Genomic DNA, 13,947 nt, shown 5'->3' with positions numbered 1-13,947 from the left:
ACTGCCTTGTAAAGCGATTTATTAAGCTTTGCAGGGCATTTTTTGTTATAATTAAAAATAAATATATTGGTTAGGGTGATTAGAAAAATGAAATTTATCCATACAGGGGATTGGCATATAGGAAAAATAGTAAATGAATTTCATATGACAGAGGACCAGGATTATATTCTTTCACAGCTGTTAAACCTTCTACAGGAGGAAAGGCCTGATGCTTTAGTGATAGCTGGAGATATATATGATCGTTCCGTGGCCCCAGTAGAGGCAGTGGAGCTTTTAGATAGGATATTTTGCAGAATAACCTTGGATCTCAATATACCTATTTTAGCTATAGCTGGGAATCATGACAGTCCTGAAAGGGTAGGCTTTGGAAGCTCACTTTTATATTCTAAGGGACTTTATATTGAAGGCGTCCTAAAAAAAGAAGTGAGCAAGGTAGTCTTAGAGGATCAATATGGTCCTGTTTCTTTTTATCTCATGCCCTATGCGGATCCAGCCGTTGTTAGGGAGCTTTATGAGGATAAAGAGATTAAGAGTCATGAGGATGCTGTAAGAACGATTGTTGAGAATATAAATAAAAATAGAGATATAAATGAAAGAAGCGTTATGATATATCATGGCTTTGTAGTAGGAGGGGAGGAGCCAGAGACCAGTGAATCAGAAAGGCCTCTTTCTATTGGAGGTACTGAATATGTGAAAGCAGAGAACTTTTCTACCTTTAGCTACACAGCTTTAGGACACCTCCATGGGCCGCAGAGGGTAGGTAATGATAATATTCGTTATTCAGGCTCCCTTTTAAAATACTCCTTTACTGAGGTCAATCATAAAAAGGGTGTCACCATAGTTAATTTAGATCAGGAAGGAAAGGCAGAAATAGAACACAGAGAGCTTATTCCTAAAAGAGATTTAAGAAAAATAAAGGGTGACCTTCAAGAGCTTATTAAGCCGGAGGTTTATCAAGGAACAAACCGAGAGGATTACATAAATGTTATACTCACCGATGAGGGAGAGCTTATAGACCCAATAGGTAAACTTAGAGCAGTATATCCTAATATAATGCAGCTTACCAGGGAAAACTCCGTAAAAAGGGAGGAGAAGACAAAAACTGCTCCGGGAGAGGATTTTAAGATGAAGAGTAAGCTGGAGCTCTTTGGTGATTTTTACATGGGTATAACAGGAAAAGAATTAAATGAGGAAAAGATAAAAATCCTTTCTCACATAATTGAAGAGGTAGAAAAAGAGGAATAGGAGGGGTTCTATGAGGCCTTTAAAGCTAACAATGTCGGCCTTTGGCCCATATGCAGGAGAGGAGATAGTTGATTTTACTCTCTTAAAGGATAAGAAAATTTTCTTGATTACCGGTCCTACGGGAGCGGGAAAGACCACTATTTTTGATGCTATTTCCTTTGCTATATATGGAAAAGCTAGTGGAGGAGATAGAGAAAGTGAAAATTTTAGAAGTGACTTTGCTGAGGAGGACAGGATTACCTATGTGGAGCTTTCCTTCTTACTTAAAGGCAAGGAATACTATATAAAAAGAATACCCCAGCAGCTGAAGAAAAAGCGTAAGGGAGATGGGTACACAGAGCAGAAGTCCGATGCAGAGTTAATCTCTCCTGAGGGCAAGGTATATACAGGCGTAACGGAGGTAAATAAGAAGGTACAGGAGCTATTTGGGATAAGCTATGAGCAGTTTAAGCAGATAGTTATGATACCTCAAGGAGAATTTCGTGAGCTTTTAAGCTCCAACAGCAAGGACAGAGAAGAAATCTTTAGAAGGGTTTTTGGTACCTACGGCTTTTTAAAAATCCAGGAGAAGCTGGACTCTGGAGCAAAGGAGCTGGAGAATAAAATCAAGTCTCTTAAGGAGCAGAGAGGTGCATATGTAAAAGGTATTTCCTTCCCAGGTAATGAAGAGTTTTTAACTCTTACCTCGGGAGATGTTTTAAATATACCTGAGTTCCTGCTTCTTTCTAAGAGGCTTATTGATGAGGACAAGATAAGTAGGCAGGAGCTTACAGGGCTCATCCATAAAAAGGAGGAGGAGCTTGCCTCTATTTCTCAGGAAATAACTAAAGGTACAAGCCTCAATAAGGAGCTAAAGGCTCTTGCTGAGCTTCGAGAAAGAAAAAGATTATTAGAGGATAAAAAAGAGAGCTATTATGCCCTGGAATATAAGCTGGAAAGGTCTAAGAAGGCTTCAGCCATAAGAGGTAAGGAGGATTATTTAACCTCTAGAAGCCTCCATAAGGATCAGTGTCAAAAGGCCTTAGAGAAGGATAAACAAAGCCTGGAGAAAGCCTTAGAAGCTCTCAGCCTTAGACAGCAGAAGCTGAGAGAGCAGGAGGAGCTTAAGGATTATAGAAAGTCTTTAGGAGAAAGTATAACAGAGCTTAAGAAGGACATAGCCTCAGTAAAGGAATATGAGGAGAAGAAGCTTAATATAAATAACATTCAGAGGACCTATGAGGCTCTCAAGAAGGATAGGGATACAAAACAGCAGTTTGTAGATAATACCAGCAAGGAATTAACTATCCTAGGAGACTTTGTCTCGAAGCATCAAGCTGTGCCTAAGGAGCTTATTATAAAGGAAAATCTTTATAAGGAGACAAAGGAATTAGAAGTGAAGCTATTAAAGCTTTATCAGGAGGAGGAAAGGCTGCTTACTCTTCGAAAGGAATTTTCCGAAAAGAGAACTCTTTGTAAGAGTAAGGAGGATGTATTCAAAAGGACCAAGGACCTTTATGACTCCTTAGATCTAGCCTTCAAGAAAGGACAAGCTGGTATTTTAGGAGAGGAGCTTGAGGAAGGAAGGCCCTGTCCTGTTTGTGGCTCTACCCATCATCCAGCTCCAGCAAAGAGGGGAAAGGACATTCCCTCTGAGGAGGACCTTAAAAAGGCAAAGGTTAATTATGAGAAAAGCAACAAGGACTTTAACGAAATTCTAAGTGAGTTAGCTGGCCTTAGAGAGAAGGGGAGTGAACAGGGAAGATACGTAGATGAGCTTAAGTATGATATAAGCTCAAAGCTTACCATAGATATCATATCCCTTCCTAAGGAGGAGCTTTTAGATAATATAAATAATGAGCTTCAAGGTGTTAAGAGTAAGCTTTCCAGTCTTAAGTTAGAGCTTGCTGAGCTGAGCAAGCAGGATAAGGCTCTTTCTCAGGCTATAAAGGAAGAAGAAGTATTAAAGGTAAAGCTCAGAGCCTTAGAAGAAGAGAAAAAGGCTCTAGAGGAAGGGTACCTTTCTGCTTATTCAACCCATGAAAGGGAAAAGGAGTTACTTAGTCATCTGGAAAGATCTCTTCCTCAAGGAGTAAATTCCTTAATAGAGCTGCAGAAACTTATAGGTAAGAAGGAAGAAGAGCTTAACCTTCTTGAGGAAAGCTTTAAAAAGGCTCAAGAGGCTTATAATGATGCAGTAAGTGAAAAATCAGCACTTGAGGGAAATATAAGAACTAGAGAAGAAGCACTTTATAAGGCTAAAGAAGAGTTTCTCCTGGCTGATACGGAGCTGAAGGAAGCTTTAAGGCTTCAGGGCTTCCAGGACAGGGAGGAGTATTCAAGCTATAAGATATCTGATAAGGAAATTGAGGCCTTAGAAGAGGATATAAAAAATTTCAATCAAGAGCTTAAATCTATAAGAGATCTCTGTGTTGAAAGAGAAAAAGCTCTTCAGGGAGCAGAGCCTGTTTCCTTAGAGAGTCTAGAGGAGCAACTTATTGCCAAAGGAAGAGAAAAGACAGACCTTACAGAAAGGGAGAGGCTCATATATTCAAGGATTTCAGGAAATGAAAAGAACCTTGCAGCTATAGAAGCTATACAGGTGAACCTTGAAGGTCTTGAGGAGGAGTATTCTGTTATAGGAGAGCTATCAAAGGTTTCAAGAGGCTTTAATTCCGAGAGGATAAGTTTTGAAAGGTATGTTCTGGCAGCATATTTTGATGAGATTATCACTGCTGCTAATGTGAGACTTAATAAGATGACCTCAGGAAGATATGCCCTATATAGAATACAAGAAAAGACTAAAGGTAGCCATCAACAGGGCTTAGATTTAGAGGTTTATGATAATTACACAGGAAAGGCTAGACATGTTAAGACCCTTTCTGGAGGAGAAAGCTTTAAGGCTTCTTTATCCATGGCGCTTGGTCTTGCAGATGTGGTTCAAGCCAATGCTGGAGGTATAAGCCTTGAAACCATGTTCGTGGATGAGGGCTTTGGTACGCTAGATCCAGAATCCTTAGATAGTGCTATTTCCACTCTCATAGAGCTTCAAAAAAGTGGACGTCTAGTGGGCATAATTTCCCATGTTCCAGAGCTTAAGGAAAGAATAGAGGCCAAGCTTATAATAACTACTGGTATAGAAGGAAGTCATGCATCCTTTTCATAAAATAAGGATTAAACAGAAAAAGCTTCTGTTTAATCCTTTATCTTTTTTCTTATTCTGCAAAAAATAAGAATTGTTTTAAGTAAGAAGGGACGTATAGGAAAGGAGACTCTCCATAGGGTAAATATAATTCTCCATATTAGGCTGTCACAGCGAAGGACTTTCCCTTTTCTAATTATTTTACTAACCCTTGCAAGGACTGAGCTCCTAGAAAACTCACCATCTATATAGGTGTTGCCATCTCCAGAGGTTATCATTCCTTCTTTCGTTAGCTTCATGATTCTGTGAAGTATATAAGCCCCACCAGGAGTTTTAAAAAGTACTATATCTCCTTTTTTTAGCTCACTTAACTTTATTGGTACTATCTCTACCTGATCCCTGCCATGGCCAATAAATGGCCACATGCTGTTTCCAGTAACAGTGAATATAGCATTTTTATTTTCCTTTAAGCTGTCATCTACCAGCTGAAAGAAAAGCTCTGCGGGGACTTTCTTAACATTATTCTTCATAAATTACTCACCTTAGCTTCTATTAGGCTTATGAGATCCTTTGGCCTCATCTCAATCTGATAGCCTATTTTTCCGCCGCTTACTATCATTGTTTCTAAGGCTTCACAGGATTTATCTATTACTGTAAGATAATGCTTTTTCATTCCTATAGGAGAGCAGCCTCCTCGTATGTAGCCTGTAACCTTGTTTATGTCCTTTACATTAATCATTTCCACAGATTTTTCTCCCACAGACTTTGCTGCAGCCTTGAGGTTAAGCTCCTTGGCCACGGGGATAACAAATACATAATAGGCACCTGTATGGCCTTTAGTAACGAGAGTTTTAAATACCTGCTCTAAGGGTTCCTTTAGCTTTTCTGCCACACTTACTCCATCGATATGACCATCAGAGGTGTCATAGGAATGGGTCTTATATTCAATTTTAGCAGTATCGAGAACTCTCATAGCATTAGTCTTTATATGCTTCAAATTCATCTATCTCCTTTTTCATGATAGTTTTCTATTTATATTATAGCAGTAGGAGTTTTAAGATAAATAGAAAGCAGCAGAAGTTTTATAAACTCTGCTGCTAAAATAATACTAAATTTTTTACTTAAGGCTGTCTGTTGTCTCCCAAGAAGAAAAGTGCTATGGCACCTGGACCGGAGTGGCTTCCTACAGCAGGCCCTATATGATTGAGGATTACATCTTTAACCTTATATTTTTCCTTAATCATATTAGCTAAGGTTTCTGTCTCTTCAAGACAATCTCCATGGCTTATAAAAACCACCTGTCCTTCAGGATTTACCACATGCTTCTCGAAGTTTTCAAATAACTCTTTTATTGCTTTCTTCCTGCCCTTTGCCTTGGCGATATTAATAAGTTGTCCTGAATCATTCACGTGGAGTACTGGCTTTATAGCTAGTAGAGTTCCTAGGGCTGCACTGGTAGCAGATACTCTTCCTCCTCTTTTTAAATGATTTAAGTCATCCACTGTAAAGAAGTGAATAGTATGAGGAATATTATCCTCTACCCATCTTATAATTTCTTCCTTGGAAGCACCTTTGTTAAGTAGCTCATAGGCGTGATAAACTATAAGTCCTACGCCCATAGAAGCAGCTTTGGTATCTATAATTGTGATATCTGCATCAGGGAACTCATTCATAACCTCTTCCTTTGCAATTAATGCACTGTTATAGGTTCCACTTAAGGCGGAGGAAAAAGCTAAATATATAATAGACTTTCCTTCCTTATGGAGTTTTCTAAACATCTCTTCAAAGCGATAGGAGTTTATTTGAGAGGTGGAGGGCATCTCACCTTTTCTTACCTCATCATAAAATTCTTTATAGCTCAAGGTTTGACCGAAGTCCTCAAAATACTCACTTCCCTTAAAGTTTACGGCAATGCCTAAGTAAGGCACATTATTATCCTTTATAAACTGTAAAGGCAAGTCACAACTGGAGTCTACTAGTATAGTAAGATTCTTCATAAGCACTCTCCTTATAATATGAAATAAAAGTATAATTTCAATTTATTATATTATGATACTAAATTATAATTAATTATACCATAGTCTATAGATAATTGGATAAAATATCCAGGAATTATATTCTAAATATTCTTTACAATACATTTAATTATAACCTAAATTATTATATTTTACAAAATTAAGAGTGTATAACAATATTTTTAATTAATAATTTTATATATATTATCTCAAGGAAATTTTATAGTGCTTTATTAATGACAAATATAGCCTTTAAAGGACCAAAGCTACAATATAAAATCTTTGATAAAAAAATTGATTTTGTAAAAGGATTATGCTAATATAAACTATGTTATTAGAATTGCATTTGCACAATAAAATAATTAGTTGTAGATATACAATTAATAACTAAATATGGGGTGTTAGTTAAATGGATATAACATGCGGCTACGGACCGCACATTATGGGTTCGATTCCTATACACCCTACCATTTACCAGGCTTAACCTTAGTGGTTGAGCCATTTTTAATATTACAAAAGACAACAAAAAGTTAATTGTTTTTTTTTGCTATAAAATTAAATTTAACTTATAGTGTAATTATGATTATTTTAAGGGCCTTATATAACAAGCAGTATAATAAGTCTATATATACAAAAGGATAAAGTCTAATAGTTATCCACAATATATTGTGGACAATGTTAGTAACCTACAATATGTTGTTTTTATATATAAATGATTATTATTTTACACAAAATGCTATAAAATGTTCTTTAAGAATTTTTGAAATTGTATGTATGTATTCGAGGATTTTTGCTATAGTAGTTATAAAGAAGGATGTTTTCTTTTTATAATAGAGCTCATAGGGGCTACATATGTTATTTAATTGGAGGATGAAATGAAAATCATTATTATAGGCGCTGGTAAGGTTGGTTATACCTTAGCGGAGAGCTTAAGCAAGGAAAACCATGATGTCACAGTTATTGATAAGAGAGCTGATGTTCTTGAAAAGGTAGACAATAATTTAGATGTTATGTGTATTAGGGGAAATGGTGTGAGCACAACGGTGCTCCATGAGGCTGGAATAGAGGAGGCAGATATTCTTATTGCTGTTTCTGAAAGCGATGAAGTTAATATGGTTTGCTGCCTTACAGGAAGAACTTTAGGGGCTAAAAGCACCGTAGCTAGAATAAGAGATCCGGAATATGCTAAGGAGCTTACCTTGTTAAAGGAACAAATGGGACTTAGCCTGGTTATTAATCCAGAGCAGGCTGCAGCAGATGAAATAGCTAGCTCTATAAGCTTTTCCTCTGCAGTGAACGTGGAGCATTTTGCCAAAGGTCTAGTAAGGATGGTTGACCTAAAGGTTACTTCTGATATGAATATAGCAGGTAAGACCATAAAGAAAATTGACAGGGAAACTAATTCTTCAGTGCTTATAGGTGCTGTAGTAAGAGGTGATAAGGTATTTGTACCTAATGGAGATTTTATCCTCGAGGAAGATGATGAGATTTATATTATAGGAAAATATTCTAAGGTATTTAAGTTTTGCAAATTTTATAATAAACAGCCCTTAAAGGTAAAAAAGGTAATGATAACTGGAGGAGGAAGAATAGGCTATTATCTAACAAAGCTTCTTTCAGATATGGGAGTTAAGGTAAAGCTTATAGAAAACAATAAGGAAATAGCTGAAGAGCTTTCAGAGCAGCTTCCAGAGGCCTTAGTTATTTATGGTGATGGCACCGATGATGAAGTATTAGAATCAGAGGGACTCAGGGAGATGGATGCCTTTATTTCTGTAACAGGTATGGATGAGGAAAATCTTATGTCAGCACTTCTGGCTAAGAAAAAGGGTGTTAAGAAGGTAATCACTAAGATTAGCAGATCCAACTATATTAATATTGTTAAGGATTTAGGCTTAGACACTGTAATTGTCCCTAAAACTATAATAGTAAATGAAATTCTAAAATATATTAAAGGTAGCAAGTTGGATAAGTTTATGAGAATTATTGATGGACATGCTGAAATTGCTGAGCTTACAGTGAAGACAGATACCTTAGCCTCAAAGCCATTAAGAGCTTTAAATATGCATCCCAATGTAATAATTGCTACTATTGTAAGGCGTAATGAGATAATAGTTCCTCACGGTGATGATTATCTTAAAAAGGGAGATACAATTGTTGTTATATCAATGAATAAATCAATATCCTCATTAGAGGACTTGTTTATAAATAATGGTGGAGGAATACAAAATGAACTTGTTAATGGTATTAAAAAGCTTGGGAGCATTATTAATATGTGAGTTCCTGGCTCTTATTCCATCCTTATTTGTAGCAATATATTATAAGGGAAACGATATAAAGGCTTTTCTTATAACCATGTTTATTGCTTTAGTCTTAGGACTTTTAGCCTTCAGTGTTAAGCCTAAAAGCAAGCATATATTTACTAGGGATGGTTTTGCAATAGTTGCCTTAGGATGGATATTAATTTCCATTATAGGCGCACTACCCTTCTACTTAAGTGGAGCTATACCTTCTTTTGTGGACAGTCTATTTGAAGCTAGTTCAGGCTTTACCACCACCGGTGCTACTATCCTGACAGAGGTGGAAAGCCTGCCAAGAGGAATACTTTTTTGGAGAAGCTTCACTCACTGGATAGGGGGAATGGGAGTTCTTGTGCTCACTCTAGCAATATTGCCCTCCTTAGGAACAGGTGCAATACAGATTATGAAGGCTGAAAGTCCAGGACCTAATCCTGGAAAGATAGTGCCGAGGCTTAAAACCACTGCAAAGGTGCTGTATAGCATATATCTCATAATAAGTATTCTTGAGATAGTGCTTTTGTTAATAGCTGGAATGCCCTTGTATGATGCTTTGGTGCATACCTTTGGAACCCTAGGTACTGGTGGTTTTTCTAATATGAATTCCAGTGTTGGAGCCTATAATAATATTTACATAGAAATAATAATAACTATATTTATGTTTATTTCTGGTGCTAATTTTGCCCTTTATTATTATGCCTTTAAAGGTAATATTAAGGCCATATTTAAGGATGGGGAGTTCAGATTTTATAGTGGAGTAGTTATAGGATCTATAATTTTCATAGCAATAAATCTTACAGGAAGTATCTATTCTAGCTTTTTTGAAGCTTTAAGGCATTCTTCCTTTCAGGTATCCTCAATCATCACCACTACAGGCTATGCCACCACGGATTTTAACCTCTGGCCAGACTTTAGTAGGACTATACTGCTGCTCCTGATGTTTGTAGGAGGTTGTGCAGGCTCTACTGCTGGTAGCATTAAGAGTATAAGAATTTTACTTTTATTTAAGGCGGCCAAGAGAGAGGTTCAAAAGGTACTGCATCCTAGAGCTGTATATCCTGTTAGAGTGTCTGGAAAGGTGGTAGAGGATAAAGTAGTAACCGGTATAACAGTATTTTTCTCTGTATACATAATTATATTTGTTATTGGTTTATTACTGATTTCTATTGAAGGAAAGGACATGGTCACAAATTTTTCTGCCGTAGCAACGACTCTTGGAAATGTTGGTCCAGGCCTTAATATAGTAGGACCCATGGGGAACTTCTCCTCCTTCACAGATTTTAGTAAGCTTTTATTTTCCTTCTTAATGCTGGTGGGAAGATTAGAAATTTATCCTATGCTGCTGCTATTGCTGCCTAGCTTCTGGAAGAAGGTAAATATATAAGAATGATAGATTTATGTGAATAGCTACTGAATATGTAGTATTCACTGATTTAAATTACAATAATACGCACTAATATAAATTACACAATATACACCAATATACGCTGCAAAATATACACTAGCTAAACTAAAAAAATATTAGAGGTGGATAAATTGAATACTTTAGATAAGGTAGTCGAAATGGCTAATAGTAAACTAAGTGTTTTGAAAAAAGGTTTTGGGCGTGCTTTGGTGTACTCAATGATAGCAGGCTTTTTTGTGGGTATAGGAGTAGGTGTGATGTCTGTTGCTGGTGGTATAGCCCATGCTGCAGGTTCTCCTTATTATAAATTTTTTATGGCTGCTACATTTTCTGTGGCCTTAGCCCTTGTACTTGTAGCAGGGGCAGATTTGTTTACTGGAAATAATATGGTCTTTACCATAGCTTATCTTAGAAAGGCTGTTAAGGGCAAAGACGTTTTAAAAATGTGGGGAATAAGCTATCTAGGAAATCTTTTAGGTTCCCTACTTATAAGCCTGCTATATATAGGAAGTGGAGTTACTTCAGGAGCTATAGGAGAGTTTATGGTATCTCTTGCGGAGAATAAGATGAATCTTCCTCTAGGGCAGATGTTTTTTAGAGCTATTCTTTGTAATATATTTGTTTGTCTTGGTGTTTGGTGCTACATAAAGCTTCAGTCGGAGAGTGCAAAGCTTATAATGGTTTTCTTATGTATATTTACCTTTGTGCTCATGGGCTTTGAGCATAGCATAGCAAATATGACTCTTCTAACTACAGCATACTTAATTCCTCACACTGCAGGAGTGACTATAGTGGGACTTATGTACAATCTTGTGGTAGTAACCATAGGAAACATCATCGGTGGTGGGCTTTTTGTAGGAGCAGCCTATTACTATGTATTGAGAGACTAAATTATAAATCGGCTATTCATTATAATATGAGTAGCCTTTTTTTACAGGAGGCGGCACATGAGTACTAAAAAGGAGATAAGAAAAAGCATTATAGAAAAAAGAGATAAGCTCTCTGTCATTGAAAAGAACTCTTACGATGATAAAATATTTACTAAGGTAAAAAATCTTAAAGCTTATAAAGAAGCTACGGTAATCTTCACCTTTATCAGCTTTGGCAGTGAGGTGGATACCTTAAGGCTCATTGATAACGCCCTAAGGGAGGGGAAGGCTGTAGCTGTTCCATGGATAAATAAAGAGAAGAAGCTAATGGAAGCTAAGGTTATAAGGAACCTAGAGGATATGCATCCTGGCCATTACGGTATATTAGAGCCTTCTCCTGATGCAGAGACCTTAAAGCCTCAGGAGATAGATTTAATAATCACTCCTGGAGTTGCCTTTGATAGCCTTGGAGGAAGAATAGGCTATGGAGGAGGATACTACGATAAATTCCTAGCAGAGGTTAAGAATAATGTTCCTAAGGTTGCTCTTTCCTATGAGCTGCAGAAGGTAGAAAAGCTTCCTTTAGAGCCCTTTGATATGAAGGTAACTGCTTTAATAACAGAGGAAAATGAGCTATGGTTTTAAAAAAAGGCTGAGGCGGAACAATTAAGTTCTTATGCCTCAGCTTTTATTTTATCTTCTATAACGTCCTCTTTCGTATTGATGAGGATATTCTAAATCTACACCTAACTCAAAGGCTGCTCTTAGTGGCCAGTAGGGCTCTCTTAAAAGCTGTCTTCCTAAGAATACCATGTCAGCTCTGTTATTTTTAAGTATCTCTTCTGCCATTTCTGGACTTCCTATAAGACCTCCAGCAATTACTGGAATATCCACAGCTTTTTTTATTGCTTCTGCATAGGGAACCTGATAGCCTGCAAATACATCTATTGGCACGTTAACTACTGCGCCACTGCTCACATCAATGATATCTATCCCCTCTGCCTTAGCTATTTCTGCTACCCTTATGGTATCTTCTATGTGATGGCCACCCTCTGCAAATTCCTCTGCAGAAAGTCTTAATAAAAGTGCCTTATCCTCTGGCCATACTTCCTTTACTGCTCTTATTACCTCAACGAGAAATCTTGCTCTATTTTCAAGGCTACCGCCGTATTCATCAGTTCTTATGTTTGCTAGGGGAGATAAAAATTCATTAATAAGATAGCCGTGAGCACCGTGGATTTCTACAGCATCAAAGCCTGCTTCTAAGGATCTTCTGGCCCCTTCCTTAAAGGCATTGACAACTATTTTTATGTCCTCCTTGGTCATTTCCTTTGGAGCCCTAAATTTTTCATCAAAAGGAATTGAAGAAGGTCCTATGGGCTCTTCATGTGGGATCAAAGCCTTTCTCCCAGCATGTCCAAGTTGTATAGCTACCTTTCTGTTATTTTCATGACATACCTCTACTATTTTCTTTAAGCCAGGGATATGAGAGTCATCCCAGATTCCTAGATCCCTATGTAATATTCTTCCTCTATTTTCAACACCTGTTGCTTCAACTATTATAAGGCCACTGCCTCCCATAGCTCTTGTTCCATAATGAACATAATGCCAGTCAGTGCTATGTCCTTCCTCATCGGAGGAGTTCATGCACATTGGAGCCATAACTATGCGGTTTTCAAGGTCTAGATTTTTAACCCTTATACTACTAAATAGCTTTACCATAAAATCACCTGGTATAATGAAGATATAGAAATCATCATACTTTACCCTTTCCATAATATTCTATCATCATATGCTTATAACTAGTAAATTTACCTTATATAATAATTATATGAAAATAATGGACTTTAATCAAATTTCATTGTAAAAGTTTTTATAAGCGTCTATAATTGTTTAATAGATTTGCATTGGGGGTGGGGCTATGTTTTTTATCGGTATATTCGGTATATCTCAAAAGGAAAAGGATTTGGGTAAGGTAGAGACAAGATGTAAAAGCTGTAATCTTCAGTTTTTGAGGATAGTAAAATCCTATAGCTATTTTCATTTTTTCTTTTTACCTGTATTTAAATGGAATATTCAATATAATGCTATATGTGATAGCTGCCATATTGTCTATGGAATATCCAATGAAAAAGGAGAAGCCATAGAGAAGGGCTATAAGGAAGTCCTTACCTATTGGGATCTTAAGGAGGCTTCCTTATATCATTCTCATGAAAATCAATGCCCAAGCTGCTACAGAGCAGTAGAGGGAGATTTTCAGTTCTGCCCTTATTGTGGTGAAAGGCTCAGGTAGGCTATATAGCTGCTTGAGCTATGAGGCTTTCTCTTATTAGCTTTAAAACATATTCTTTATCCTTTGGATTATTAACAAAGTCTATCTTATCTATATCTATAGTAATAACTGGACTGGCCTTGTAGGATTCCTCAATCCACTTATCATAGGATTCCCAAAGAGAGTAAAAATAGCTTTCTGTTTTTTCATCGAGCTTTTCGAAATTCCTATTTCTTGCTATTATTCTATCTATGAAGGTATTGAAGGATCCGCTTAAGTAAATGCAAACATCAGGAGCCTTTTTTGGAAGGTACTCTATTTCCTCCAGCATATTATGGAGCAGCCTTCTATATAAATAGGCTTCCATTTCAGAGATCCTGCCTAAGCGATGGTTTATCTCCATAAAATACTCATCCTCATAAATTGACCTGTCTAATACATTTACTCTAGGATTATCTCCCTCTACTAGGCACTTTTTTATCATTGAGTATCTGCTGCATAAAAATTCTAATTGAAGAAGAAAGGGATATCTTTTAGCCTCCGCTTCTTCCTCTGGTGCCGTATAAAATTTATTCAATATTTCTGAATCAGCTTCTTCAAAGTAAGCAAGTCCTCCAAATTCTTCACTGATTATCTTCGTTAGTGAGGTCTTGCCAGCTCCTATCATTCCTGCTACAACTATCAACACGTAACACACTCCTTTATCTTTGGCTAATATATATT

General features: G+C 36.9%; 12 protein-coding genes and 1 tRNA gene. 8 read left to right on the top strand and 5 right to left on the bottom strand.

The features are described from left to right. The first annotated feature begins 87 nt into the window (after window positions 1–87). Together ACPWSR_RS06600 and ACPWSR_RS06595 are read left to right on the top strand one after the other, a co-directional pair. Window positions 88–1,245: an exonuclease SbcCD subunit D gene (locus ACPWSR_RS06600; RefSeq protein ID WP_426350897.1), complete on the top strand. Its 1,158-nt coding sequence runs from the start codon at window positions 88–90 to the stop codon at window positions 1,243–1,245. A gap of 10 nt (window positions 1,246–1,255) precedes the next feature. Next, a complete protein-coding gene (locus ACPWSR_RS06595) occupies window positions 1,256–4,390 on the top strand; it encodes an AAA family ATPase (protein ID WP_426350896.1) in 3,135 nt (1,044 codons plus the stop codon). Between the two features lie 29 nt (window positions 4,391–4,419). On the opposite strand, the gene ACPWSR_RS06590 is transcribed toward ACPWSR_RS06595, so the two are convergent. From ACPWSR_RS06590 to ACPWSR_RS06580, 3 genes are all read right to left on the bottom strand, one after another. Continuing rightward, entirely contained in the window at window positions 4,420–4,896 is a 477-nt protein-coding gene (locus ACPWSR_RS06590; RefSeq protein WP_426350895.1) for a S24/S26 family peptidase, read from the bottom strand. After that, entirely contained in the window at window positions 4,893–5,363 is a 471-nt protein-coding gene (gene ybaK / locus ACPWSR_RS06585) for a Cys-tRNA(Pro) deacylase (protein WP_426350894.1), read from the bottom strand. Before ybaK ends, ACPWSR_RS06590 begins: the two co-directional genes overlap by 4 nt. Window positions 5,364–5,487: 124 nt before the next feature. Beyond that, window positions 5,488–6,363, bottom strand: coding sequence for a DegV family protein (locus ACPWSR_RS06580; RefSeq protein WP_426350893.1), 876 nt, complete (start codon window positions 6,361–6,363; stop codon window positions 5,488–5,490). 413 nt (window positions 6,364–6,776) lie between these two features. Here ACPWSR_RS06580 and ACPWSR_RS06575 point away from each other — a divergent pair. The 5 genes from ACPWSR_RS06575 to ACPWSR_RS06555 all read left to right on the top strand — a co-directional run bounded on the left by ACPWSR_RS06575 (window position 6,777) and on the right by ACPWSR_RS06555 (window position 11,597). After that, window positions 6,777–6,851 (top strand) — tRNA-Arg (locus ACPWSR_RS06575). Between the two features lie 405 nt (window positions 6,852–7,256). Then, the gene (gene trkA, locus ACPWSR_RS06570) at window positions 7,257–8,660 is read left to right on the top strand and encodes a Trk system potassium transporter TrkA (RefSeq protein WP_426350892.1); all 1,404 of its coding nucleotides are present in this window, start codon (window positions 7,257–7,259) and stop codon (window positions 8,658–8,660) included. Continuing rightward, window positions 8,611–10,062, top strand: a complete 1,452-nt coding sequence (locus tag ACPWSR_RS06565) for a TrkH family potassium uptake protein (RefSeq protein ID WP_426350891.1) — start codon at window positions 8,611–8,613, stop codon at window positions 10,060–10,062. Before trkA ends, ACPWSR_RS06565 begins: the two co-directional genes overlap by 50 nt. A gap of 152 nt (window positions 10,063–10,214) precedes the next feature. Further along, on the top strand, window positions 10,215–10,973 hold the full coding sequence (locus tag ACPWSR_RS06560; RefSeq protein WP_426350890.1) for a formate/nitrite transporter family protein: 759 nt from the start codon (window positions 10,215–10,217) through the stop codon (window positions 10,971–10,973). Window positions 10,974–11,030: 57 nt separating this feature from the next. Beyond that, a complete protein-coding gene (locus tag ACPWSR_RS06555) occupies window positions 11,031–11,597 on the top strand; it encodes a 5-formyltetrahydrofolate cyclo-ligase (protein ID WP_426350889.1) in 567 nt (188 codons plus the stop codon). A 48-nt stretch (window positions 11,598–11,645) separates the two neighbouring features. Here the strand turns inward: ACPWSR_RS06555 and namA are convergent, their stop codons facing one another. Beyond that, the gene (namA, locus tag ACPWSR_RS06550; protein ID WP_426350888.1) at window positions 11,646–12,674 is read right to left on the bottom strand and encodes an NADPH dehydrogenase NamA; all 1,029 of its coding nucleotides are present in this window, start codon (window positions 12,672–12,674) and stop codon (window positions 11,646–11,648) included. A 199-nt stretch (window positions 12,675–12,873) separates the two neighbouring features. Between namA and ACPWSR_RS06545 the strand changes: the two genes are divergently transcribed. After that, entirely contained in the window at window positions 12,874–13,245 is a 372-nt protein-coding gene (locus ACPWSR_RS06545) for a zinc ribbon domain-containing protein (protein ID WP_426350887.1), read from the top strand. A 1-nt stretch (window position 13,246) separates the two neighbouring features. On the opposite strand, the gene ACPWSR_RS06540 is transcribed toward ACPWSR_RS06545, so the two are convergent. After that, window positions 13,247–13,912 carry a deoxynucleoside kinase gene (locus ACPWSR_RS06540; protein ID WP_426350886.1) on the bottom strand — a complete coding sequence of 222 codons (666 nt, stop codon included), beginning with the start codon at window positions 13,910–13,912 and terminating at the stop codon, window positions 13,247–13,249. Window positions 13,913–13,947 lie beyond the last annotated feature (35 nt).

Origin of the sequence: Alloiococcus sp. CFN-8, from assembly GCF_049943125.1 — a bacterium.
Classification (GTDB): domain Bacteria; phylum Bacillota; class Clostridia; order Clostridiales; family Clostridiaceae; genus JAEXZL01.
Note: the sequence above shows the minus strand (reverse complement) of the source record. Positions and strands in the feature narration are given on the sequence as shown.

Bases quoted from the DNA above. Each gene is read 5' to 3' on its own strand.
- ACPWSR_RS06595 (WP_426350896.1), top strand. From the start codon at position 1,256: ATGAGGCCTTTAAAGCTAACAATGTCGGCCTTTGGCCCATATGCAGGA.
- ACPWSR_RS06600 (WP_426350897.1), top strand. From the start codon at position 88: ATGAAATTTATCCATACAGGGGATTGGCATATAGGAAAAATAGTAAAT.
- ACPWSR_RS06590 (WP_426350895.1), bottom strand. From the start codon at position 4,896: ATGAAGAATAATGTTAAGAAAGTCCCCGCAGAGCTTTTCTTTCAGCTG.
- ACPWSR_RS06580 (WP_426350893.1), bottom strand. From the start codon at position 6,363: ATGAAGAATCTTACTATACTAGTAGACTCCAGTTGTGACTTGCCTTTA.
- ACPWSR_RS06545 (WP_426350887.1), top strand. From the start codon at position 12,874: ATGTTTTTTATCGGTATATTCGGTATATCTCAAAAGGAAAAGGATTTG.
- ACPWSR_RS06565 (WP_426350891.1), top strand. From the start codon at position 8,611: ATGAACTTGTTAATGGTATTAAAAAGCTTGGGAGCATTATTAATATGT.
- namA (WP_426350888.1), bottom strand. From the start codon at position 12,674: ATGGTAAAGCTATTTAGTAGTATAAGGGTTAAAAATCTAGACCTTGAA.
- trkA (WP_426350892.1), top strand. From the start codon at position 7,257: ATGAAAATCATTATTATAGGCGCTGGTAAGGTTGGTTATACCTTAGCG.
- ACPWSR_RS06555 (WP_426350889.1), top strand. From the start codon at position 11,031: ATGAGTACTAAAAAGGAGATAAGAAAAAGCATTATAGAAAAAAGAGAT.